Here is a 21150-nt window from a genome sequence, read left to right as displayed (position 1 = left end):
TGCCTCAGTTTTTTTCGCGGATACCCATAAGCTCTTTGGCGTAGGCCAGACCGATGCTGTCGAACGCGCGAGGATAGTTCTTCAGGAGGACAATTACGTTATCGCGGGTGAACTCGTCAGGTAGCGCCCAGCCTTCGACAATTTCCATCAGGTAGTCGGCCTGTGGCTCGATAGCAGCCTTTTTACCTTCAGCGGCCTTTTGCAGCTTCTCGTCCATGGAGCGCAGCTCTTCCAGCGTCTTATGGCGGAAAGTGAAAGTCAGTTTGCCGTCTTCGGCCCCGGCGCGCGGAATGCTCGCTGTCACAGAAAATGTAGGAGTGGGGATGAGTGAGAACTTAGTCATTTCGGTTCCTTAGAAAAAGAAAAACCCGCCGGAGCGGGTCGATTTTTTGAGTGTGTGAGCGTAATTTAGCGGCTGTACAGCAGGCCGCCGGGCTTCAGTGCGTTACGGATTGCATCGTTTACCGCATCGTGCATCGCTTGTTGCAGGCCAGCCGGATGATATTGGAACAGATTGCTTTCTCGTACCGTGTCAATGATGGCCATTTTCATTTCGTCACAGAGCACAGTTTTCATCATCTTCATGTCGCTTACCGCGGCCTTTCCGACGGCTTCATGCACCTTAAAGTGATCAGCTTTAAACTCAACCTTGCCCTGGTCGCCTTCAACATCTACGGCCATACCGGCAGCGTATTCTTTTCCATCATTGTTGATGTTCAACGTCACGTTATAGTTAGCAGAAACAATGCCACTACCAATAAAGGCATCTTTGATAAAGACCTTGCCATCTTTGACGCTAATAGCCCATCCCGTGGCTTTATCTTCTGTTACTCGTTCAATGCGGAAACTGAATGGACTCTTTTCATAAAGCCCCATGGCAATCGTTCTTTTCCCATCACGATCATAACGGGCTGTATACTCAGCCGTTTGAAGCTCATGGCCATCGTCACGTAATATGAGCACCATATCTTTATTCATTTTTTCATTTTCTTTTAGGCGTGAGCCTGTCGCACAGCAAAGCCGCCGAAAGTAATCGGTTTGCCCAGGCTCACAGCTGAAAGACTTTCTTTGATGTGCGCGTGCGATGCGCATAAATGAGCCCGGCGAACCGGGCCGGTTTTTAGCTGACGGTGACGGCGCACGCAGCAGAAGTAAGCGTCTTGCCTGCGGCATCGGTGACTTCACAGGTGTACGAACCAGCATCACCGGACGCAACCGACGGGATGCTGAACGTCGATGCGGTTTTGCCAGGAATTGCTGTGCTGCCCTTTTTCCACACGTAGGTGTAAGGCGCGGAACCGCCCTGCATAACCACTGCCAGATCCAACGCTGCACCACTGGCAACAGTTTTGGTTGCTGGCAAGTCAGTCAGGAACGCCAGCGGCGTAGCGGATGCATCAACGATAGGGTAAATCTGCATATCTGATTCGAAGTTCATACGCGCTTCATTGCTTTCCACAGCGTTGATTTCGGTCTTCGGCACTTTCTGGAAGGACACCTTGGCAGAGTAGTAACGATCCGCTTTTCCGCGCGGGTTGTGGAACCAGACAGCCGTGGTATCGCTAGATTCATCAAGTTCAATCAGCCGTTTGTAGATAGCCAACTGCGGGTCATGCGCGAAGGTGTAGACCTGCACCACGGCATTTTTGAACGTTGGGATGGTACGGGCCTTATCATCTTCCAGGAACTGGATAGAGATAGTCTGCTGGTCACCGCCTTCGGTAGAGAGCGTCATCACCTGTGGCATGGTGATCCACGAATCAATTTTACGCAGTGTGCCAGCGCCAGTGCCTGCCGGGAATTTAGCAGTGTTGGTGGTATCGAACGCTTCCAGCACGATTTTTGTACCGGAGACTGACTTAACGCGCACGACCATGTTGTCGAGCTTCAACCAGCCAGAGTTAACCTGGACAACATCGCCCGCGAGGATGCCAGCAGCCGAGGCAACGGTCAGTTCGCATTCCGTGGCATTGGATGCTGCAGTGAAAATAATCGGCGCAAGATAGGCCTTGGCCACGTTTACACGCGACCCGTTAGGGATTGCGAATGCCATTGCATTCTCCTGAATTGAGGTATGAAAAACCCGCCGTTTGGCGGATCAGTAATCAGCGCGGTACTGCATGCTGACGGGGGTGGTGTAGGTGATGGAGCCGCTACTGCCGTTTGGTGCTGACGTCGGGCGATCCTGTATTGGGGAGCGCACCTGCGGCGGCCCGTTGATGTAAACGGTCAGGTCACCATCCGCCAGCGGCAGCCCTTCCGGGAATGCGTCAGCGACCGACGTTGCCAGCCCCCTTGCTTGCGTTACGCCGCTGCCGGCAGGCGCGATGATGTTCAGTTGCAGGATGCCATGATAGGTACGCATCTGACCCTCCAGATCCTGTCCCACCGTTTGGGCGGGCAAGATATAAACGCGCCCGTATGGCGCATTATCAGGGGGAGTAAACGCGATGTTCGGCCAGGCTATCGGCAGGCCCAGCGAAGAACCGATAACCGCGATCCGGCTTTCCAGCAGCTCAGCGATCCGCATTGACTGGTCACCGGCCATTGCGCACCTCGCTCATTGCCTCACGGAACAGCTGCGCGGCGTCCAGCGCAGTGATGCCGACCATGCCACCGGGTGCCTGACCGGAATGCCCGCTCTCCAGCGCTACCGCATAAGGCATGTTATTGGTGAAATAAATCGAGTTGACTTGACCTACCCGGAACACCTCCAGCACCGCCAAGCCGCGGGAGTTTGAGCCCTGCCCGGAAGCATCTGGGATATCGTTCGTCTCTGTGGGCTGGCTATCGAACCCGACATACCAGTTGTTCTTGAACCGACCACCGACATAACCCTCAGGCTTTTTGATGTCCATCGAGTCGTTTACACGCAAACCGCGCTTTAGTCGTCCCGATTTGGTCAGGTTGGCAGGATCAACGCGAAGGGCAGCATTATGGTCACGCACCGCAGCGTTATAGGCCACTGCGGTCTGGTTTACCTCCCATTTTTCCGGCTGCCCAATGGGCGACATCTCAACGAGCTGAGCGAGGATTTTAATGCCCGTCCGGCGCACCACTTCGTCCATCTCCTGCTTCGAGCTATCAACGAACAACTGAATGACAGCCAGGAACGGCTGATTAGCTGTGCTGGCCATACTCACGCCCTCAGTTGTATGTTGTAGGAGATCAGTTCATCAGCAGGCTTGACCGGATTCGGCTGCACCACGCGCCATTTCTTGCCGTCGATTTCGATACGGTCATCGATACGCACTTCTGTTTCAAACGTGGCCGCCAGCTTCTTATCGCCGGTGGCGATTAGGGAGCCGTCGATTTCTCGGGATGAGTATTCGGTGATAACGCCGGTGACGGTCGCAGTCATCGCCGGGGTGGTGACCTCTTTCCCGAACTGATCGCGGGTAGTGCCGCCGCCGCGGGTCAGCTGATAGGTTCTGCCGTTTTCGGTCAGCAGCCGGGTCGCGGTGTTGCGCATGCGTCGGTAGTCGATTGGCATATCACCCCCTTTCGATGCGGATCTGATTGCCGCCAACCACCAGCCCTCGCAGCAAGGAGTAGAACCAAGGGAATGATGGCGCAGCCTTGTTGGTACCCGCCTCGTACTGAACAGTTACCGCACCCTCGACGCGCTCCATCGTCACCGCGCCACCACCGGCAACCGAAGGCATTAAGTCAATCTCCTGCGACTCGATAGCCAGGCGGCACTGCGCGTCAACCAACCGCTGTGGGATAGCATCATCCGGCAGGTCAACACCATCAAAACGAACGCCAGAGCGAGGCCATGATAGCGGCTGTGAAGCAACGCTGCGCTGCCCGCGCCATGACTTACCCTCCAGATAATCCATCGCCTGTATCAGCATCTGCCCACACTCGCCATCATCGGCAGGCACGGTATATCCGCGCCCCGCCGCAAACGCGCGCAGGTCAACAACGCTGGCGTAGGTGTTAAAGTCTGGCGAATGAGGATCGGCCACCAGCATGGTTATTCCTCCAGGCGCCAGTCCAGCGCCAGCCAGTTGTCGATTTCGTCAGGGTGAACCTCAGCACTCAGCGGGCCACCAGGAAACTCTGGGGTATCACGCACCATCTCTACCAGGTCACCCGCATTCTTCTCAGCCTCGCGCTGTGCGCGCTGCTCTTTGGTTAATCCGGCCATTGGGCCTCCTGAAAAACAAAGGGGCCGAAGCCCCAGTAGTTAACCCATGATGATGGCGGAATGACGCGGCGCCACAGCGGCCACGCCCCATGCCAGACCGACCTCGTAACGAACCTGGCGGTACTGACGGTACAGAGCGACCTGGAAGGTGATGCCGGATACCGGGTCGGTCACGTTCATGACGTCATCAGCAGTATCGCCACCTTCAGGCATTGCAGGGGTACGGCTAGCCAGCAGGAATGCGCCGCGGTCAAACGCCATGTTCGGCGCAAACTCGCTGAGCACAGTGACTGCTGCCTGGTCAGCCAGATCCTGACGGAGGCCCGGTGCGCTGATGGTGATGCTGGAAGACGTTGCCGCCACAACCAGGTACTGGTTGTCATCGCCGTCAAACTTCACAGCAGTGCCCGCAGCAATGCCGCCGGTTCCCGCCGAGATGGCAACGATGATATCGCCCTCTTTTTTCGCACCGTTGGCCTTGTAACCAGCCGCGGTGCTTTTCGCTGTGCGCTTAATGCTGAAGGACTCATGGAGGTTGAAGCCCATGATGCGACCGATCACACCTTCACGCAGCAACTGGTCGGTACCCGCTTCGTTCGCTTTGAACAGTACGGACTGCTTACCACGAATGGATGCCATCGCCTCGCCGCCAAGCACCATGCGTAGGTCGGTGGTCGGCGCGCCGTTATCGGTCAGGATTTGGCGCGCCAGCGCCGCATCGGACAGATCGTCCTTGATGCTAAACGGCGTGTCTTTCGGTGCACCAACAGCACGCGAGGAGTTGAGGTAAAGTGCAGCAAGGTCAGCATCAACTTCGTTCGCCAGTGCGCGGAACGCCTGTTTGAACTGGTCGGCCAGAATGGTGTTGTAGGTACCGGCCGGGCCAAGCGCCAGTTGTTCTTCACCGTTCCATTTGACCGGAGCCATTTTGGATTTGGTGATTTTGACATCCACACCACCGATGGTCTGGTCGCCAGTATTAGGTGCTGACGGCCCCGGCGTAATATCTTCAGTGGTGGCTGCAGGTGCGACTGGCGCACGTACAGTCTGGTCTTTTGCAGCAGCATCCGCTTTCGCGTCACGCGCCACCGCAGGAATAAAACCAGTTTGCTCGCGGGACACTACGTCCAGCGCGGTATAGATGGTCGGGATCAGACCAGTAAGGGTATTGCCTGCCATTTATGGCTCCTTTCGATTAATCAACGATGCTGACGCTGTCTTTGAGTGCCGCTTGCTTTCCGGCACCATCCAGAGCGTCAAAAGCAGCGCGTTTCATGGTTTTTTGCCCGGCCTGATGCTGCGATTGGTGAGAACCACCGCCGCTATTACCGGACGCTTTGAGGATGTAGTCTTTCTGCGGATGCAACTCGACCAGAGATTCCAGCGCTTCATCGAATCCAGCCAGTTCGCCAGGCTTGGTGCGGGAGAACACCTTGTTGCCCTGCCCGTCGTAGGCAACGACCTTGCCGTCTTCGATTTTGAAGTTCTGTCCGAAGTGGGAACGCACGAACTCAGCCGGGATCGCCATCTTTTCGGAGATGAACTTCGAGCCACCGAAACGGCCGCCAATCATCTCGTTATAAAGCTGAGTCTCCAGTGTCTGGCTCTTGCCATTCGCTTCGTCTAACTGCTGCTGGAATGCCTTGGTAATTTCGGCTTTCACCTGGTCAACGGCACCAGCGTCGATCAGCTTCTTCTGGTCGATTTTGGTCATCATATCCAGGGCTTCGAGCGCCTTGGTCGGGTCGGTGATGCCAGCGAATTTGGCGAGACCGGCTTCCGCCGCTTCCTTCGCTTCGCGGTGAGTTTTGGCCTCGCCATTCAGAGAAGTGATTTTTGTCATCGCTGCGACCGCATCGAACGGGATTTCTTTGCCATCATCATGGACGTAAACAGGCATACCGTTTTCAACGACCACATTGCCGTTAGCATCGAGTTTGAGTTTCATTGTTTTGCTCCAGCCTTCCGGCCATTGGTAATAGGTCATCCGACCCGGTCACCGCGTCGCATCCGCTCAGCGGCAGGCATAAAAAAGGCCGCCCGGAGGCAGCCTTGATTTCAATGTTGCAATGCTCAGAGCTTATTGATTATTTGCTCTGCGGTTTTAGCATCTTCTTCTGATGGCTCACCAGATAAGGCATAGGCAATCATCGCCATCATGATGAATTTGCGCTCAGCCTCAGTCAGGGTGACAGTTTTGTCTTTTTCGATTTGCATGGTTAACCCTCGAACGCCGACGCATCCACGCGACGCAGTTCGTCCATGGTGAGAAACTCCCCGGCATCGTTAAACATCTCCGGCACGGTGATTTTTCCGTCCCGAAGCATCATGGCGCGGGTAACGCCCAGCACCTGCTCCTGTCGCGCGTACGGCTGCCGGGTTAGCCAGTCGGCATAACTGGTATGCGCTGGTACTTGGCCATCCATTGATGCGCGTGTGGCGCTGCTCAGCTCGCCTGACGCTATCTGCAATTCTTCCCACGACTTCGTGAGCAGGATTTCGCAGGACCTGCATAGAAAATGGATTTTTCCCGGCCCGCGTAGGTAGGGAATTTCATGCCCCAGCGGCTTGCCATCGAGCGTATAGAGTTTGCGGTCGCGGATGATGCACCACTGGCTGGTATGCGTATCCAGGGTTGAGGACCACTGTTTGGCCTTCACGATATCGCTATTGGCCTGAGCGAAGTCCTGACGCGCCGAGGCAGCCATATGATTAACCGCCGTGCGGGTCACCACCGCCAGGTCGCGCCGGGATGCGTTAATCACCCCGTCTTCACGATTACGCTGCGGCGTACCCGCTACGCGCCGGACAATCTGCTCTACCGTTTCGCCCTGGAGGAAACCAGAGCGAACAGCGTTGGTGATTTTGTCCAACCGATCTGATTCAAGCTTCTTCCCCCACTCCTTCAGCAAGCGTCCCTGGAAGGGCTGCGCCACAGCTGCGGCGTAAACCTGCTCAGGCGCGATACTCTGGAGTGGAACGTGTTTCAGGATTTGCTCAGGAATAATGCTGCTGAACAGGTCCAGTTGATACCCGGCTTCATACTCAATGTAGCGCGTCAATTCTCGCGCCAGCGCCGTGTTAACCGGTTCGTAGGCCTGCTGGTTGAGATCCCGCACACCAGCCAGTAGCGATGCAAGGCGGCGCGCGCTGTAGGTGTCGGCACGCTTACCCTCCAGCAGCACCAGCAGTTTTGCGGCCAGGTCAGCATCCATCCTATTCAGCAACGCGACCATGCGCCGGGCGACGCCGGTGCCGTAGCGCGTCACATAAAGGCCATGCGCTATCGTCTCGTCCTGTAGGCGGTCATTGACGGAGCGTGCCATATCACACCTCTTCCGGCGGCGGTTCGGTCAGTGAGGCTGATTCAGCCAGCAACTCGCTCAGCACCACATCAGGATCCGCATCGGCATCAATAATGTTCAACTTCTGTAGCGATTTAATCGCATCAGCTCGACGGATATCACCACCCTGGCGCAGTGCCTGGATGGCAAGCGCGGCGGACGGATTGAATACGGTCGATTCGACATCCAGCTCAGTGCGAACATCTACGTTGCCGCCCTCCTTCTCGCCGATGTACTCGGCCATGATTTGCAGAATGTTGTCGATCGCATCTTCAAGGCTGGTAGCCATGGTGTAGAGCGGTGACTGCTCCTGCATTTTCTCTTCAGAGGTCTGGTCTACCGATTTGGTAGAGGTGTTTTCCGTACGAAGCAGCTTCGCGCCCGCCTGGCGCATCTGCTCCACAAGTTCTGCCAGCGACTCTTTACCAGCACCGATGGAGGAGCCTGTATGCTCGACGTATTCCAGACCCTGCTTTTGCCGATCAGTGAACGACGTAGCTGAAGACGAGCCAATTATCAGCTCTTGCCCCTCTTCCAAACCGAACACCGTGAGCAACGGCACCCTGGCTACGTGCAGAATGTTGTCCTGCTCGCTTTGACTCTGCCAGTGCTTGATGTTCAGCAGGGCCATGTTGAGCAGTGGAGGTGATCCGCACATAAACCCGGTGCGCTTGGTGTAGAGCGTGACCAGAGTGATATCTCTGCGGGAGGTTTGCCACTCTTCGTGCAGCGCCCATGTTGCGTGACCTTCTGCGCCGGTAGACTTGCGATAAATCTCAACCTTGCCAGGAGTAAGCAGTCGGATCTGCTCAACCTTCGTCTGCCCGAAGTCGTCGCCATCTTCGACAACCACCTCTTTGATGCGCAGAGCTGTGAGTTGCACCTTGCCGCCGACCATCTTCGACTTCCAGCCAATCACTTGGCGGGGATTCAGCATCGTGACATACGGGCGCGCGCCAGTAGCTTTCTCGTCGGCTTTGGTCTTAACCTGTTCGGCATCCACCCTGGGATAGTCCACCAGCGCATGGGAAAGGCCATACTGCATCGCCAGGCTGAAGAATGCCTGCGCCCATACATCAAGGCGACTGCCTTCCAGGTCAATGTTCTTCGCATTCTCACGGAGTTTATCTGGGACGTTCTCTCCCAATTGGATCGGCTCAGCGAACACACGCCCGACATTCTGGTTAATCGTCTCTTCGTAGGCTGGTAGTAGCGTGGCCACGGCCAGGCGCTTTTTGTAGTCTTCTTTGTCTTCTTTTGGCCAGCGCGGGAGATAAGACTCTCCAAGCTGTCGCATATAGAGCGTGCCGCCCATCAGGGCATCGTTGATATCCCACGCCTCGACCATGTTCCCATAGTCCAGATTGGGTGTTGAGATGTCAGGCATGGTTTTAAATCCGTAGGTTGGTGACTTTGCCGACTTTCTTCGGCGGTGAATGCAGAACGGCGTATCGCGTGCCGTCCCAGTCGTGGTCTTCCTGCTGGGTATCTACATCGTCAGGGTTTTTGCTGTCGCGCACGAGTACCGGCACACGGCTTATCCAGCCACGGCAATAGTCGAAAACGTAAAATGCAGGTTTCTCTGGGATGCCGGATTCAAGTTTCTTACCTTCGACAACGGCCTCAAGCATGTCAGCAAACAGGGCCGCACCGTTCACACGCGATCCTGGCTTTTTGTTGGATGGCACCCACTTAACGTCCTGAGATTCCATCTTCTGAGCAATGGATAACTCATCATCACCAGTGTTATAGATCGCACCGTCAGCCGGGCCAGGGAGAACCATCTTACAGATGCCGGGCATGATATTGAGTTGCCCCTGAGTTACCCCGTTGAGTTTTATCTCTTCGGGCTCAGCAAGCTCTACGCCCACCAGCCGCTTATCAACCCACGCCACACCCTTGGCAACGTTGGTGGAGGACATGTTCAAGCCCTTGTTGAGCTCGTCCGGCGGGCAGCCGTACCACTCACCAATCAGGATCAGCGACCCGGCAGGCGGGCAGAACTGGCGACCATCAGGCAGCTCAGCGGTGGTGCCGTCAGCCCGCGCCCACCAGAGGTTAGAGAACGGCTTCGACTCACCCCAGTCATGGGAACGGTCAACCGTCCAGCTATCCGGGATGCGGAACGGCTTAATGACGTGCAGCGATGCATTCCACAGGTGGTCAAAGCGCCCACCGCTGGTGACATCCCAGGAGCCCTCTACCCAAGCTTTGCGGCGGTTCGGGTCTTTGATGGCCATCAGCGTTGCGATGTACTGGGGATCCAGATACGGGTTCTCTTTGAACGAGCCGTGAATAGCAACGCGGGTAAGGGTTACATCTTCTTCGCGCTCGGTCTGAGGGTTAAACACCTTCTGAGTTTCGCGAATGATGGTGCCGCGAGGTGCTGGCTCGATGAAGCGCTTCTTCACCCACGTATGGCCGATGCCAAACGGGTTTGTCGTGCTAAATGTTTCGAGCGGGATCGGCTTTAGCAGCAAGCCACCATCCAGCGGATAGTTTTCAGGCCTGAACGATGAGCGGCGGCAGGAGAACATCATCTCGTAGAATTCCGGCGACTGCTGTTTCGTCAATTCGTTAAAGCCAATGAATGGGAATTCCTGCCCGTGGTAATCCCAGTAGTCACCCTCTTCTTTCCCGAAGCGGAAAAGCAACTCTTCGCCAGTAGGCCATACCCAACGTAATTCACTGGCAGAAGCCAGGTAACGAGCGCCATCATTGAATAGCCGATACATACGCTTTGACTGGGTGATGATGTCGGTGAGGTTTTTATACTCGGTATCGAATATCACCCCACGCCAGAACGAACCGTAACCCAGACCAACCAGACGACGAAAGCGCGCCAGCTGCGCGGCAGTTTTACCCGGCCCGCGCGTGCCCTCGTAGAGAATTTCGTTACATGGACAGCTCAGGGAGAGCGATTGCGATCCCGGCAAGGGTTTCCAGACGGCTTTGTAATTCATCCACCAAGAACCTCGCTCTGCTGCTTCTGCGCTGCTGCTTCCCACTCATTCACGTTATCGCAGGATGGGACCGGCATAACGTTATGAGTGGCAACCACTATTTGCTCTACTTTTTGTTTGTTCGTGTAAGCATCGCCAACTTCCTTGGCCGCCTGCTCCATCAGGGCGGCAGTAAGGGCCATGTTTTTCATTCCCTCTGCTTTCGTAGCCATCCTGTCGAGTACACGCAGCCGATATGCCTTATTGGCGATCGGGATATCGGAAATTTCATTCTGGAAGCGTTCGCGAGTTGCGTTGAAAAGTTCGACCCACTTTTTTGCGAGCGTCTTACCGCTGGCCTTCGTAGGGTCGTGAGATTCGGCCTGTTGTCGGGTTATATTGATCCCGAATTCTTTTTGGACAGCCTCGACCACCTGCGATGGCGTGTCATAACACGCAAGCGACTGAATGATGAAGGCTTTCACATCAGGTTTTAATGCAGCCATAAATCACCATTCGTCTTATACAGTCCAGTATTTAAGCCAGTTTCAGCATGCACGTCCCGCATGCTCTGGCGATGTTAAGTTTTGCCACCTCTGCAGGTTGATTGGCTGCGTCCACCAGCTCTTGCACGTCGGCACTCGCTCCGTATCTACGCACAACACCAACGAACTCTTCAACATCGTGGCCACGCAGTGTAAGCACTGGCTGCCCGGTCTCTTTATTGAACTTTGGCGCGCCATAGTCATCGGTGGCCTGGGCTATGTGATAAAGCTCATGCTCTACCAGGGCGCAGAATTCAAGGTCGCTGCATTGCGTACAGTAATCCGCTGCCAGCGTGATGATGAACTTCGGAATGCGCCCGAACCATTCGTACATCTGCTGTTCCATTCTGGCTTTCTGCCATCCACCAGCGCGGAGCATTACCTGTTCGGCCTGTCCGAGAACGTAGCGCCCTTTCTTCGCGAATGAGTCAGAAGCCCACATAAAACACAAATCAGCTTCCATTAAATGGGCGTGGTCTGGGTTATGGATGCTTCCGCTATCGCTGAGGATTTGATGGATTATCCAGTCATGCACTTCATTGGCGGGGATCAATCTGGTGTAGGGCTGCCAGTTATCAGGGCCAATGAAATTAACTGGTGGAAGTGGCCTGCGATCGTCTTCGTTCACCATGAGTTAATCCTGTTTTATATACGGCAAAAATGCCGAAAACATTCTGTCGAGCAGATAGCAGTAGGTTTCATTTGCCGTTCCAGTGTCGATTGTCACACCAACATCATTGCAGCAGTAAAACGTTGCATGAGCGCATTCGTGAACAAGGGTACTAACGCTGTTATCGAAAACACCAATCAGATAAACGTTTTCACCTGTTACATCATCGAAAAAATGGCGGCACGCGCCGTTGAACATGCTTACGTCAGCCAGGGAGACACCAAGCGCTTTTTCTGCCTGCTGCCATTCCTCTTTTGACCGACACAGATACACATTCGCACAGTGAAACAACGGAACGAAAAAGCGCGGTAACTTAGGCCATTTTGTTTTTGCCATTTTTATTACCTCAGGATTTCATTATCGAAGCCCCTCAGTGAAGAGCTTCTGTAATAACTACAGTAACGGGCTGCACAATGCGCCAGTGCTGCGAGGGTGGGCGCCAAAGATATTGATTTTCTCTCGCACGTCTTCGCTGCACATTCGCTCTACGATTCGCCATTCCGCCTTGTCAGGAAGTGCACTTAGGGATGCGGCACTAACCACATATTCTACCGCCCGCCGAAGAGTGCATTTCGTTCTGGACAGGGAGAAGTTGTCGAAAGAGAGAGATGCGATAAACGCCCAGCACCCAGCAAGGAAAGCGGTAATTCGAGGGTAAAACTTAGCCATGCGGTACTCCTGTTTGTTGGTTTCCAGTGCCAGGTTATTTCAGGCACTGCGTGTTGATGTATTCCTGCAGATAGCCAACCTGCTTCGTTACTGTGGCGATTCGCTCTCTGAGGGTGAAATAATCCCGTTGAGCGGAGTCTGTAAGTCGGGGGCCGGAAGCATCGCCCAGGCTGCCGGTGCCGGTCGCTCCGTTCGCGGGACACTTGGCGCTGACGCGCAACCCACACTTGCCATCGCTAACGCAACGCTGCAAATCATCAAGCTGCTTTTTCGCATCAGCTAAGTCCTTCGTGTATTTGGCATCCAGTGCAGCGACATCACGCTGCCTGGTTTGCATGTCTGTGATGGTTGCGTTAGCCAGGTTCAGCGCCTGAGTTTTCTCATCGCGCTGCTTCTTGTATTCGGTGGCGTTGTCTCGGTAGTGGTTAACAGCCCATCCAAGCGATACCAGCAGGCAGATAATCACAGCCCATATAGCGGCGGTTACGCGGCTCATTTCTGGCTCCACTCGCAGACTTCACGCTCAACCTCACGGCGGGTGATTAGCCCTTTCCACTGCTGGCCACCGGCATATGTCCAGCGCTGCAATTCTTTGCATGCACCGGGCAAGTCGCCGGAGTTAAGTTTTTTCAGCAGAGTGGATTTACCGAAAGCACCAGACCCGACGTTATAAGCGAACGAGTACAACGCGGCCCGGGTGGTTACCGGTATTTTTACCTTGATGAGCGGGTCAATCTGGTTAGCGACTTTGTACAGGTCATCATTCAGGAGAACATCGCATTCTTTGTCTGTGTAACGGTGACCGCGGCGGATATCGTTCCCAGTGTGCCCATCACATACCGTCCATACCCCTACTACGTCCTGATACGGATAATATCTGCGTCCTTCCAGACCATCAGCATTGCCCAGCATTACCGCGGCAATCGTAATAGCACCGGACCCGCCAAGAATCGCACCAACCAGTTTATTCCTGAGCGTCGGGTTCATCGTGGCTCCTGCGGCGTCGATTATCTTCGCGGATCTTGAAATAGAGGTTTGTCAGGTATGTCAGTACGGCAACGACTATGCCAACGAGTACGCCAATGGCGTTCCACTGCTCAGGACTGTAGGCGTTAAGCATGCCGTTCAGGATGCTACCGGCAGAAGCGCCATAGGCCGCACCAGTGGTTAGTTTTTCCATGCGATACATGCTCTCACCTCGCGTTTTTAGCGGGTGCTGTGTCGTAGTAGGGGAAAGGCCGTCAGACACATATGCTACGGGGCATCTGAGTTTGAATGTCTGCGGCCTGCAATAAAAAAGCCAGCGGTTAGGCTGGCAATAGAGGGTAGTGCGTTGAGCTTTCGCTCTTATGGTCCTGGTAGGTATTTGGCGGGACAGGAAGGATTCGAACCTTCGACCAATCGGTTAACAGCCGATCGCACAACCTCTGTGCTTCTGACCCTGAATGCAAAAAGCCCCTGCATTTCTGCAAGGGCTCTTAATTTTTGGTGGCTTCATCTCAAGGCGTCTATCGACCCGGTGTGCGATGTTTGCTTATTTCCTCACCACCCCGCTCTTTCGCCTTTGACGTCCGAGCATACACTGATTATGCATCTTCAAAACTTGTTTTCAAGTCTTTTTTGAAAGTTTCTTTATTTTCGATGCCAAGTTCTGCAATTAACGTGAAGAAGACAGCAGAATTGAACAACTCGATACACCAACGAACACGATCGATGCACTGTTTTTCAGTCAAAAAAGGTGCGTGGTGATACTGCATCCAACGGGCCATGTCGTTAATGGTCTTACGCCAGGTGTAATAGTCCTTCCCGATTTCGTAGACAATGCTGTTTTTTGGGAATGATTTGAGGATGATCCGCTCCATGAATTCGGCCTCTTCTTCATCAGCAGCATTACCCATCAAATCGGATAGAGACTTTTTGGGCCAGATGATAGCTTTTGCCTGCATGATAAGCTGATCTCCTGAATATCCCATTTTGCGCAGACCAGATAGCACGGTAGTAATCCTCTCCTGCTGCTCACCAGTCCATCCAGTGAGTATCATCGACCACATACCACCACCGCCAGACAGATATGAGGTATCACTACCACCAAACTCTCTACCCCAAAGTCCTAATAGCGAACGAACCCAGCGACTTTGCGACGGAGTGAGGCGGCGATATTTCCCGAGATATGAGCGGCGCGGTACAGAAGCCAACTTCATCCATGAGCATTCAGGGTCGGCACGCAGCACCGATGCTTTCTGGTAATTTTCGATATCGGTGCGGGTCATGCTGCCTCCTGCTGTTTCAGTTTTTTGAGCTTTGCGCGGTAATGCGCAGCCAGTGCGTCGAGTTCTTCACGGGTCCATTTCTTTGCTTCGTGCGGGCCCATCAGACGGTCATATGCTGCCTGTCCAATCTTGGTGATCAGCCGCGGGCGGTATTCGCCGATATTTCCTGACAGATAGGAGTTACAGGCCTCACACTGGATATGACAGTTGGTTTCGTCGTAGCGGGTTTCTGGCGATGCGCCGACAGTACGGAAGTGACCAGCGTTCATCTTCGCGCCGGAGTTACGACCACAACTGATGCATGGTTGTCCTGCGTCACGCTGGCGAATAAACGCGCTAAACGCTATCTGGGCGCGTTTGTGATATTGGCTAAGTGGTTGCAAGGCTTTCTTGCGAATCTTCAGCTCACGGCGTTCCTGCTGAGCCTCCTGCTTGCGCTTGCGCTCGGCTGCCAGTTTCTTCCTGGCTAACAGGAGTTGGCTGTACTCGAAGCCATGCTCAGGACAGCACCACCAGACGTTGTCGTAGGTAGCGGTGAATTTGGTCTTGCAGATTTTGCAGTTGCGGCGGGCTGGCTTACGCATGGGCACCGCCCTGAACCTGCACCATTGTCAGGTTTCCGCAGAATACGGCACCGGTATCGATATACATCTGGTTGGCGTATTTGACTGGTTCGCGCGCCGGTGTATGCCCGAAGATAAACAGGTCTGCACCGGTGATTTCGTGATGGTTCCCATCTTGTGAATTGGCGATCCGCTCTCTGTTCCAGATCACCTGCTCTTCGTCGATATCCTTTCCGAACTCATAGACTCCCGCCGGGTAGTCGGCGTGGCAGACAACAATCTTCTTATCACCGGTCACCAGTTCAATGACCAACGGCAACTCAGCCGCTTTGTGAACGAGCGCCTTAGCCAGCACTTCTTTGTCGTAGTCGAGATTGAAGAACCAGCCTCCTCCATTCATCAGCCAGTGATTGACGTTGCCGTACTCCGACAAGCTGTCGATCATCATCTGCTCATGGTTTCCGCGAACCGCCCGGAACCACGGCATCGTGATCAGCTCCAGACACTCTACATTTTCAGCGCCGCGGTCGATGAGGTCACCGACAGAGATAAGCAGGTCATGCGCCGGGTCGAACTTGAGTTCATCCAGCTTGCCCATCAGATTTGTGTAGCAACCATGCAGATCGCCCACCACCCAGACATTGCGCCAGTCAGCACCGTTAATGCGTTGATAGATGCTCATACGTTTTCATGTCCTTTTGCGTGGTATTCGGAGTTCGCGGGGATCCGCAGCTTGATGCCGCGCTCGATGCACCAGACTTCGATGCGGCGCAGGTAGAAGGTCATTTCTTCTGAGTCGAGAAGCTTTGTAGACTTAACCCATTTCGTTTCACCGAAAATTGTCACTGGCTTAGCCGGGCAATAGAGGTCTTTGAAGAATTCATGGAGTTCTTCATCGGTGTGGGTTTCGGTTGAATTCCGACTTGCCGCTTCAGCGACATCGCTATTCCACATCCACATAAGTGAGTTCTGAGGAATGGAGCGCTTTTCTTTCCACGGCTTGATGATGAGGCGATAGCAGTCGCCAGACTCCAGCATTGGCTGTATCTGCTGACCGATAGCGTTGAAGTTGGATTTGTGTAGACGGATGCCGTCTTTATGCAGGTTCATACGCCACCTCCGAGAGGTAACGCAGAATGCAGAAAATCGCAGGTGCATTTCTGCATCTGTGAAAGGTGGTTTGAAGTACTCTTTGTGTTTCGCATCTAATTTCCCAATCAGATGCAGAGGTCACAGCCGGGTGCTCAATCCGACTGCGACATAATTATAACATTAATTTTGATAGTGGGTAATGTTGCTTGACGTTGCGTTAGTCATCACCTTCAGACAGTTTTTGCATAGCTCCGGCGTAACGCTGCATTCCATGTTCAAGCGATGACTTCACCTCCTGTTGAGGTGCTGCTGGATATGCGCTACCAACCTGCCCTGGCTCGTTACTGCCGGTGCAAGCGTTGTTATGGTCATTTGCATGAGGGCAGCGCTTGTTGCCGCATTCTGGGCAGACGACAAAACGCATGTCACTCATCGTCACCGGTCGGCAAATTCGACACCAACAATCCGGAGTTACCGGAGAGTTGCCATCCTGAACGGTAGGCATATCCGGACCTTTGCGAATCGCCCTGGCAAGCTCGATTGGGTCGTCGTACAACCAGTCACCTGTTTGCGGATGATTAGCCTCTGCCAGTTGTGCAGCCCACTCCAGTCCGTCTTTGTGTCCTTGCAGATAGTCCGGCGGTAACTCATCACTATTACTTGCAGGTTCTGCCTGAAGCATGGCTGCGCGATAGGCGTTCCAGCCGACAGCTTTTCCGTGTTCAAACGCGCTGTCAAAGTCATCATCCATTTCCATCGCAGCGGGCACAGATAACACCGCTGGCTGCGGTAACTGTGGTGCTGCGTAGAGGGGAGTTTCGACTTTACAGCAAATGGCGAATATCTTGTCGTCACAGCACTCTTCCCGCGTCACAACCTGCCCGCTGTGATGCATATACGCCACAGCCTCCGCTTCGAGCGATGCCAGTGCGATACGCGCATTATTAATCAGGAGGCTATCAGCAGGAGATAAAACAACATGAGCGTTTCCCTCCGCATCAATTTCAGAATTCGTAATTTTTCTGAACAGCTTTGCCAGTTCTTTGGTAATAGTGCTCATGATGTCGCTCCTTTCCCGGCTGCGGCGGCGCGATTAGCATTCTCCAGACGACCCAGCAATGTGCGTATTTCATGCTGCTGAAATGCTATCGTGGCGTCCTTGGCTTCCAGCTCATCCAGCAGCGCCAGCACATCCCGAGTGGGAACCATGAAGTTCGGAATGAAGTTATCTTTCGCTTTCTCTGCGGTTAGGCGCAGCGCCTGTTTGTTGATGGTCATCCCGAGATCTTTCGATAATTTCTCACGTTCAGTCATGATGATGTTCTCCCGCCCCTGACTTCTGCCAGGCGCTGATTGAATAGGTTGCTTAGTGGGTTGATTTCGCTGTTGTCGCATCGCGCTGGTCGTGATTTTTGTTTCGCAATCCGATCTGCAGGATTCACAACGTAGTAGCGGTATCGTTTTTCAAACCCTTCACGGCGCAAAACTCCGGCTCCTGACTGCTTAAACAGCACGGAAGTAACCGACCCTTTGGCAATATTCATTTCTCGGATGACGTCTGACATGTAGCATCCTGGGTGATCGGCGATAAACTGAATGATCGCATCGGTCTGGCCTTTGTTATTCATACGTCCGCCCCTTTGGGATACCGGCTGCCGGTGTGTTTTGTGGTTGATATCCTGCGAACTTCATCCTGATCGCATGGCATGAAGTGACCGTTAACGAATCGCTGGTAAACGGTACCGAGCGTGCCGAACCTGTTTTTTGTCACGATGACCTCAGCAAATGGCGCTGCCGGGGAATGCTCGTCGTACACAGCCTCGCGGTAGAGCATGATGATGCTGTCTGCGTCCTGCTCAATGCTGCCGGAGTCGCGCAGGTCAGCGTTGGTTGGACGCTTGTTTGGGCGCTTCTCAACGTCACGTGACAGCTGGCTCAATGAGATGACCGGGCTCTTCAAATCCTTCGCCATGGCTTTCAGGCTGCCGGAGATATGCGCGATCGCCAGGTCGTTACGGTCTGCTTTCGGCTTGGATATCAGGCCGAGGTAGTCAACCAGGATAAGCGACAGTGACGGGTGCTCCTGCTTGTGGCGTTCGGCGATGCTGCGGATCTCTTCGACGGTCAACTTCGACGCATCAACCATCCACACATCCAGGTCTTTCAAGTGGCAAATAGCGCTGAACACCCGCGCCCAACCCTCGTCGTCCATGTTGGCCGGATTACGCAGAACGCTGACGGACATGTTTTCTCGACCGGCAATGCTGCGCTCGGCGATTTGGAGGTTGCTCATCTCCATGCTGAAAATCAGCACACCGCGCAAGCTGTCAGTGCCGGGCATTGGTCGACTGGCCACACCCTCTGCAATCTTCAACGCCAGCTCTGTCTTGCCCATACCAGGCCGCGCCGCGATAATCACCAGGTCTTCCGCGTTCATGCCGCCGGTAATGGCGTCCAGTTCGTCGATACCGGTCTTCATGGTGTCTGACTCGTCGCCGTTTTTAAGCCGGTTCTCCAGCGTATCGGCGTAATCATTCAGCACTTCGCCGAGTCTTACCGGGCGCACTTCTGTTTTTGGCTTCCTGATGGTGCTCAGGCGACGCATTAGCTCGTCCATTGCTGATGCTGCACCGTCCAGAGTTCCGTTGCTCACGTCGCCGCGTAGCTCGTCTATGGCATGCAGGAACAATCGTCGCTGATACTGGTCAGCAAGCATATCGGCGTAACCAGAGAGGTTTGCAGCGCTGGGGCATGCTCTGGCAGTCATCATCACATCGGTAGCATGCTGATCACCACATTCCTCAGCCACCATCAGAGCGTCAATCAGTTTACGATTTCTGGCCTGTTTGCGGATCACCTCAAATGCTTTCCGGTAGAGTGGGATGGTGAACGCTTCAGCATCAATCCGGGCGATAACGTCATTTGCCGCCGGGGTAAGTCCGCCGAGAAGTAACCCGCCAATGACGCTGGCTTCGATATCCTGTCTCATAGTGAACCCTCCTTGACCTTGCGAAGCGTCTTCAATTCCATCAGGGTGTCGAAGTTCGCACACCATCCGGATCCGTCCGGCCCACCAAAGTAAAACTCTCTGGCAGATGAAAGGAACGCTTTGAAATAGTTACGGAAACCTTCGACATTCTTCTTGGCAAGGTGGGTAGCCATCTCACGAATTGCTATTTCCCGATCCCGATACAATTCAGCAAATGGCATACGCCCATCAGTAACTTCGTTGTAGGCGTCGATTACTGCCTGACAGTCAATATCAACACCTTCTCGCTGCCACTTCTCGGCGTCAGACAGGTATCCGTCGAAATATTTAACGCGGCAGATATTTTCCGGCTTAGGAAATGAGTTCCCTTTTTTCTTCCAGGTTTGAATTACCCATCTGGTAACCAGGGTGACGTCTTGCAGGGTGTAGGCTTGTCTGGTCTTGGTTGCCGTCATCAGCTTCAGATAGTGCTCAGCAGAACGGCACGATGAACCGGTTAGCTCGTTGTAATACTCAAGAGCCTTAATCGCCCCTTCCAAATCCCCCTCGGGGGGTATGGGGGGATCTTGTTTTTCTTTCTTTTGAATAGTGTCTTTTGTGTCCCCCTGTTTTGAGGGATACGACTCCCTCATTTTGAGGGATGTTTTATCCCTCGTTTTAGGGGATTTTCCCTCACTTTGAGGGATACACCATTCTGAGATGTTTTTATTAGGTCCGAACATGCCGCCTTGCTGCTTGATAACGTTCATTCTGACGAGTTCTAACTTGGCTTCATTGCACCGCTTGACTGGCAACTTTGTTATCTCGCTAAGTTGCGAATCGCTTATTCTGTCCATTGGCTTATTCCAACCGTAGGTTTTTCGCAAAATGGCAAGCAGCACTTTAAAATGTCGCTTGGTCAGATCTGCGCCTGAATAAGCCTCAAGGAGCATGTTTGATAGTCTGGCGTAACCATCATCGAGATCTGCCACCTGACGCTCCACGGCCTCCAGTGATGGCCTGTAGTCTGCTAATTGCTTAACGACGCCCATGCTTCACCCCTGCCTTAGCCATTGCGATACGAATAACGCCAACAAGACGCTCTGCGAACGCCTTATTTTTAGAAGCAGCAACGACCAAACCATCTGGTGAATCAGGGTGTCGAATCTCTTCTTTTTCCTGGTACTTTTTGCGTTTAGCCATTAAAATGACTCCTGTAAATTGCTTTAAAAATCCATCGTGATTTGGTCATAACGCTCGGTTGCCGCCGGGCGTTTTTTCTTTCCGCACATTCTCTCTTCCAGCAAGTCAGCCAATCCCACAACAACACGTGAAATGTCGTCGTCAGTAATCGAGTAACCGATGAATTCGAGTAGTGCAGCCATGCGCGGTATGTAGTGTTGCTTCCACTGAGATACCGATGATTTGTTTACGCCCATGTGTTCAGCTACACGGGTTGTGCCAATAATGGCGATGCGGTTTAAGATCCAACTCTCAATGTTGCGAGCGCTGGTTTTGTTGCGTGTTGTTAAGTCATCCATTTGTTAAATTCCTTGGTGTTGAATAGTTAATTGATAAATCGTTTGTTCTTTTTATCGTGCACCATTGACGGTCATCCATGACCACGCCGGGCACCCGACCATATACCGGGCCGTTCGGTTGTTACTGGTGGTACATCAGGCGTTTTTTATGGCGCCGGATGAGGGAATAACTCAGGGAGATCAGGTCTGATTTCATGCGCCTTAATCTCGCCACCCGTGGCATTGACGATTGCATTCACCTTCTCTGGTGAGACAGAACCGCCATTCAGCCATTTGTGCACCGCTGGCTGGCTGACACCGCAGACATCTGCAAGTCGCTTTTGGCTGCCAACGATTTTCAAAGCTCGTTGAATAACTAAGTTCATGGATTTTTCCTATCCGATTACTGGATTA

General features: G+C 53.6%; 31 protein-coding genes, 1 tRNA gene and 1 pseudogene. All 33 read right to left on the bottom strand.

The window, feature by feature from the left end:
* Positions 1-4 precede the first annotated feature (4 nt).
* Entirely contained in the window at positions 5-343 is a 339-nt protein-coding gene (locus HV302_RS07685) for a phage tail assembly chaperone (protein ID WP_181627145.1), read from the bottom strand.
* 65 nt (positions 344-408) lie between these two features.
* On the bottom strand, positions 409-1092 hold the full coding sequence (locus HV302_RS07680; RefSeq protein ID WP_326928767.1) for a phage tail tip fiber protein: 684 nt from the start codon (positions 1090-1092) through the stop codon (positions 409-411).
* A 28-nt stretch (positions 1093-1120) separates the two neighbouring features.
* Positions 1121-2053, bottom strand: a complete 933-nt coding sequence (locus tag HV302_RS07675; protein ID WP_181627143.1) for a phage tail tube protein — start codon at positions 2051-2053, stop codon at positions 1121-1123.
* Between the two features lie 45 nt (positions 2054-2098).
* A complete protein-coding gene (locus HV302_RS07670) occupies positions 2099-2548 on the bottom strand; it encodes a phage tail terminator-like protein (protein ID WP_181627142.1) in 450 nt (149 codons plus the stop codon).
* A complete protein-coding gene (locus tag HV302_RS07665; protein WP_181627141.1) occupies positions 2538-3137 on the bottom strand; it encodes a hypothetical protein in 600 nt (199 codons plus the stop codon). The genes HV302_RS07670 and HV302_RS07665 overlap by 11 nt, the downstream gene beginning before the upstream one ends.
* A 2-nt stretch (positions 3138-3139) precedes the next feature.
* Positions 3140-3493, bottom strand: coding sequence for a hypothetical protein (locus tag HV302_RS07660; RefSeq protein ID WP_181627446.1), 354 nt, complete (start codon positions 3491-3493; stop codon positions 3140-3142).
* 1 nt (position 3494) lies between these two features.
* Positions 3495-3977: a DnaT-like ssDNA-binding protein gene (locus HV302_RS07655; RefSeq protein ID WP_181627140.1), complete on the bottom strand. Its 483-nt coding sequence runs from the start codon at positions 3975-3977 to the stop codon at positions 3495-3497.
* A 2-nt stretch (positions 3978-3979) separates the two neighbouring features.
* Positions 3980-4153, bottom strand: a complete 174-nt coding sequence (locus HV302_RS07650; RefSeq protein WP_181627139.1) for a hypothetical protein — start codon at positions 4151-4153, stop codon at positions 3980-3982.
* Positions 4154-4192: 39 nt separating this feature from the next.
* Positions 4193-5332, bottom strand: a complete 1140-nt coding sequence (locus HV302_RS07645) for a P22 phage major capsid protein family protein (RefSeq protein WP_181627138.1) — start codon at positions 5330-5332, stop codon at positions 4193-4195.
* A gap of 16 nt (positions 5333-5348) precedes the next feature.
* Entirely contained in the window at positions 5349-6101 is a 753-nt protein-coding gene (locus tag HV302_RS07640; RefSeq protein ID WP_181627137.1) for a DUF6651 domain-containing protein, read from the bottom strand.
* Positions 6102-6226: 125 nt separating this feature from the next.
* Positions 6227-6370 (bottom strand): hypothetical protein, encoded by a 144-nt coding sequence (locus tag HV302_RS07635; protein ID WP_153879484.1) that lies wholly within the window; start codon positions 6368-6370, stop codon positions 6227-6229.
* Between the two features lie 2 nt (positions 6371-6372).
* Entirely contained in the window at positions 6373-7479 is a 1107-nt protein-coding gene (locus HV302_RS07630; RefSeq protein WP_181627136.1) for a hypothetical protein, read from the bottom strand.
* Between the two features lies 1 nt (position 7480).
* Positions 7481-8884 carry a DUF4055 domain-containing protein gene (locus tag HV302_RS07625; protein ID WP_181627135.1) on the bottom strand — a complete coding sequence of 468 codons (1404 nt, stop codon included), beginning with the start codon at positions 8882-8884 and terminating at the stop codon, positions 7481-7483.
* A gap of 4 nt (positions 8885-8888) precedes the next feature.
* Complete coding sequence (locus tag HV302_RS07620; RefSeq protein ID WP_181627134.1) at positions 8889-10460, bottom strand: terminase; 1572 nt, start codon at positions 10458-10460, stop codon at positions 8889-8891.
* Positions 10457-10945, bottom strand: coding sequence for a DUF2280 domain-containing protein (locus HV302_RS07615; RefSeq protein WP_094543014.1), 489 nt, complete (start codon positions 10943-10945; stop codon positions 10457-10459). Before HV302_RS07615 ends, HV302_RS07620 begins: the two co-directional genes overlap by 4 nt.
* Positions 10946-10976: 31 nt before the next feature.
* Complete coding sequence (locus tag HV302_RS07610) at positions 10977-11615, bottom strand: putative metallopeptidase (RefSeq protein ID WP_181627133.1); 639 nt, start codon at positions 11613-11615, stop codon at positions 10977-10979.
* Positions 11616-11618: 3 nt separating this feature from the next.
* Complete coding sequence (locus HV302_RS07605; RefSeq protein ID WP_019076559.1) at positions 11619-11990, bottom strand: hypothetical protein; 372 nt, start codon at positions 11988-11990, stop codon at positions 11619-11621.
* A gap of 367 nt (positions 11991-12357) precedes the next feature.
* Entirely contained in the window at positions 12358-12819 is a 462-nt protein-coding gene (locus tag HV302_RS07600; protein ID WP_181627132.1) for a lysis protein, read from the bottom strand.
* The gene (locus HV302_RS07595) at positions 12816-13310 is read right to left on the bottom strand and encodes a lysozyme (protein WP_181627131.1); all 495 of its coding nucleotides are present in this window, start codon (positions 13308-13310) and stop codon (positions 12816-12818) included. The genes HV302_RS07600 and HV302_RS07595 overlap by 4 nt, the downstream gene beginning before the upstream one ends.
* Positions 13288-13512: a class II holin family protein gene (locus HV302_RS07590; protein ID WP_181627130.1), complete on the bottom strand. Its 225-nt coding sequence runs from the start codon at positions 13510-13512 to the stop codon at positions 13288-13290. The genes HV302_RS07595 and HV302_RS07590 overlap by 23 nt, the downstream gene beginning before the upstream one ends.
* 178 nt (positions 13513-13690) lie before the next feature.
* Positions 13691-13765, bottom strand: a tRNA-Asn gene (locus HV302_RS07585).
* A gap of 144 nt (positions 13766-13909) precedes the next feature.
* Positions 13910-14593 carry a DUF1133 family protein gene (locus HV302_RS07580; RefSeq protein WP_181627129.1) on the bottom strand — a complete coding sequence of 228 codons (684 nt, stop codon included), beginning with the start codon at positions 14591-14593 and terminating at the stop codon, positions 13910-13912.
* Positions 14590-15177, bottom strand: coding sequence for a recombination protein NinG (locus HV302_RS07575; protein ID WP_181627128.1), 588 nt, complete (start codon positions 15175-15177; stop codon positions 14590-14592). The genes HV302_RS07580 and HV302_RS07575 overlap by 4 nt, the downstream gene beginning before the upstream one ends.
* Positions 15170-15838, bottom strand: a complete 669-nt coding sequence (locus HV302_RS07570; RefSeq protein WP_181627127.1) for a metallophosphoesterase — start codon at positions 15836-15838, stop codon at positions 15170-15172. The genes HV302_RS07575 and HV302_RS07570 overlap by 8 nt, the downstream gene beginning before the upstream one ends.
* Positions 15835-16266 (bottom strand): hypothetical protein, encoded by a 432-nt coding sequence (locus HV302_RS07565; RefSeq protein ID WP_181627126.1) that lies wholly within the window; start codon positions 16264-16266, stop codon positions 15835-15837. The genes HV302_RS07570 and HV302_RS07565 overlap by 4 nt, the downstream gene beginning before the upstream one ends.
* A gap of 199 nt (positions 16267-16465) precedes the next feature.
* On the bottom strand, positions 16466-17308 hold the full coding sequence (locus HV302_RS07560; protein WP_326928766.1) for a DUF551 domain-containing protein: 843 nt from the start codon (positions 17306-17308) through the stop codon (positions 16466-16468).
* Complete coding sequence (locus HV302_RS28195; RefSeq protein WP_326928765.1) at positions 17305-17562, bottom strand: hypothetical protein; 258 nt, start codon at positions 17560-17562, stop codon at positions 17305-17307. Before HV302_RS28195 ends, HV302_RS07560 begins: the two co-directional genes overlap by 4 nt.
* The gene (locus tag HV302_RS07550) at positions 17559-17876 is read right to left on the bottom strand and encodes a MarR family winged helix-turn-helix transcriptional regulator (protein WP_181627125.1); all 318 of its coding nucleotides are present in this window, start codon (positions 17874-17876) and stop codon (positions 17559-17561) included. Before HV302_RS07550 ends, HV302_RS28195 begins: the two co-directional genes overlap by 4 nt.
* Positions 17873-19237: a replicative DNA helicase gene (locus HV302_RS07545; RefSeq protein ID WP_181627124.1), complete on the bottom strand. Its 1365-nt coding sequence runs from the start codon at positions 19235-19237 to the stop codon at positions 17873-17875. Before HV302_RS07545 ends, HV302_RS07550 begins: the two co-directional genes overlap by 4 nt.
* A 577-nt stretch (positions 19238-19814) precedes the next feature.
* Positions 19815-20268, bottom strand: a pseudogene (locus tag HV302_RS28540) (replication protein); the annotation flags it as partial.
* Complete coding sequence (locus tag HV302_RS07535; protein ID WP_181627122.1) at positions 20255-20419, bottom strand: hypothetical protein; 165 nt, start codon at positions 20417-20419, stop codon at positions 20255-20257. The gene HV302_RS07535 and the pseudogene HV302_RS28540, both read right to left, overlap by 14 nt.
* A gap of 23 nt (positions 20420-20442) precedes the next feature.
* Positions 20443-20757: a CII family transcriptional regulator gene (locus tag HV302_RS07530; protein WP_181627121.1), complete on the bottom strand. Its 315-nt coding sequence runs from the start codon at positions 20755-20757 to the stop codon at positions 20443-20445.
* 146 nt (positions 20758-20903) lie between these two features.
* Positions 20904-21122: a transcriptional regulator gene (locus tag HV302_RS07525; protein WP_080096710.1), complete on the bottom strand. Its 219-nt coding sequence runs from the start codon at positions 21120-21122 to the stop codon at positions 20904-20906.
* Positions 21123-21150: the final 28 nt, after the last annotated feature.

Origin of the sequence: Citrobacter sp. RHBSTW-00859, from assembly GCF_013729795.1 — a bacterium.
In the GTDB taxonomy this organism is placed as follows: domain Bacteria; phylum Pseudomonadota; class Gammaproteobacteria; order Enterobacterales; family Enterobacteriaceae; genus Citrobacter; species Citrobacter braakii.
The sequence above is the reverse complement of the archived record's forward strand: the minus strand, read 5'-3'. Positions and strand labels throughout refer to the sequence as shown.

Coding starts and splice junctions, on each gene's coding strand:
- HV302_RS07590 (WP_181627130.1), bottom strand. CDS start 13,512: ATGTATCGCATGGAAAAACTAACCACTGGTGCGGCCTATGGCGCTTCT.
- HV302_RS07605 (WP_019076559.1), bottom strand. CDS start 11,990: ATGGCAAAAACAAAATGGCCTAAGTTACCGCGCTTTTTCGTTCCGTTG.
- HV302_RS07610 (WP_181627133.1), bottom strand. CDS start 11,615: ATGGTGAACGAAGACGATCGCAGGCCACTTCCACCAGTTAATTTCATT.
- HV302_RS07625 (WP_181627135.1), bottom strand. CDS start 8,884: ATGCCTGACATCTCAACACCCAATCTGGACTATGGGAACATGGTCGAG.
- HV302_RS07580 (WP_181627129.1), bottom strand. CDS start 14,593: ATGACCCGCACCGATATCGAAAATTACCAGAAAGCATCGGTGCTGCGT.
- HV302_RS07670 (WP_181627142.1), bottom strand. CDS start 2,548: ATGGCCGGTGACCAGTCAATGCGGATCGCTGAGCTGCTGGAAAGCCGG.
- HV302_RS07665 (WP_181627141.1), bottom strand. CDS start 3,137: ATGGCCAGCACAGCTAATCAGCCGTTCCTGGCTGTCATTCAGTTGTTC.
- HV302_RS07650 (WP_181627139.1), bottom strand. CDS start 4,153: ATGGCCGGATTAACCAAAGAGCAGCGCGCACAGCGCGAGGCTGAGAAG.
- HV302_RS07565 (WP_181627126.1), bottom strand. CDS start 16,266: ATGAACCTGCATAAAGACGGCATCCGTCTACACAAATCCAACTTCAAC.
- HV302_RS07575 (WP_181627128.1), bottom strand. CDS start 15,177: ATGCGTAAGCCAGCCCGCCGCAACTGCAAAATCTGCAAGACCAAATTC.
- HV302_RS07615 (WP_094543014.1), bottom strand. CDS start 10,945: ATGGCTGCATTAAAACCTGATGTGAAAGCCTTCATCATTCAGTCGCTT.
- HV302_RS07560 (WP_326928766.1), bottom strand. CDS start 17,308: ATGAGCACTATTACCAAAGAACTGGCAAAGCTGTTCAGAAAAATTACG.
- HV302_RS07535 (WP_181627122.1), bottom strand. CDS start 20,419: ATGGCTAAACGCAAAAAGTACCAGGAAAAAGAAGAGATTCGACACCCT.
- HV302_RS07530 (WP_181627121.1), bottom strand. CDS start 20,757: ATGGATGACTTAACAACACGCAACAAAACCAGCGCTCGCAACATTGAG.
- HV302_RS07570 (WP_181627127.1), bottom strand. CDS start 15,838: ATGAGCATCTATCAACGCATTAACGGTGCTGACTGGCGCAATGTCTGG.
- HV302_RS07545 (WP_181627124.1), bottom strand. CDS start 19,237: ATGAGACAGGATATCGAAGCCAGCGTCATTGGCGGGTTACTTCTCGGC.
- HV302_RS07635 (WP_153879484.1), bottom strand. CDS start 6,370: ATGCAAATCGAAAAAGACAAAACTGTCACCCTGACTGAGGCTGAGCGC.
- HV302_RS07600 (WP_181627132.1), bottom strand. CDS start 12,819: ATGAGCCGCGTAACCGCCGCTATATGGGCTGTGATTATCTGCCTGCTG.
- HV302_RS07550 (WP_181627125.1), bottom strand. CDS start 17,876: ATGAATAACAAAGGCCAGACCGATGCGATCATTCAGTTTATCGCCGAT.
- HV302_RS07595 (WP_181627131.1), bottom strand. CDS start 13,310: ATGAACCCGACGCTCAGGAATAAACTGGTTGGTGCGATTCTTGGCGGG.
- HV302_RS07675 (WP_181627143.1), bottom strand. CDS start 2,053: ATGGCATTCGCAATCCCTAACGGGTCGCGTGTAAACGTGGCCAAGGCC.
- HV302_RS07525 (WP_080096710.1), bottom strand. CDS start 21,122: ATGAACTTAGTTATTCAACGAGCTTTGAAAATCGTTGGCAGCCAAAAG.
- HV302_RS28195 (WP_326928765.1), bottom strand. CDS start 17,562: ATGACTGAACGTGAGAAATTATCGAAAGATCTCGGGATGACCATCAAC.
- HV302_RS07660 (WP_181627446.1), bottom strand. CDS start 3,493: ATGCCAATCGACTACCGACGCATGCGCAACACCGCGACCCGGCTGCTG.
- HV302_RS07685 (WP_181627145.1), bottom strand. CDS start 343: ATGACTAAGTTCTCACTCATCCCCACTCCTACATTTTCTGTGACAGCG.
- HV302_RS07640 (WP_181627137.1), bottom strand. CDS start 6,101: ATGAAACTCAAACTCGATGCTAACGGCAATGTGGTCGTTGAAAACGGT.
- HV302_RS07655 (WP_181627140.1), bottom strand. CDS start 3,977: ATGCTGGTGGCCGATCCTCATTCGCCAGACTTTAACACCTACGCCAGC.
- HV302_RS07630 (WP_181627136.1), bottom strand. CDS start 7,479: ATGGCACGCTCCGTCAATGACCGCCTACAGGACGAGACGATAGCGCAT.
- HV302_RS07680 (WP_326928767.1), bottom strand. CDS start 1,092: ATGCGCATCGCACGCGCACATCAAAGAAAGTCTTTCAGCTGTGAGCCT.
- HV302_RS07620 (WP_181627134.1), bottom strand. CDS start 10,460: ATGAATTACAAAGCCGTCTGGAAACCCTTGCCGGGATCGCAATCGCTC.
- HV302_RS07645 (WP_181627138.1), bottom strand. CDS start 5,332: ATGGCAGGCAATACCCTTACTGGTCTGATCCCGACCATCTATACCGCG.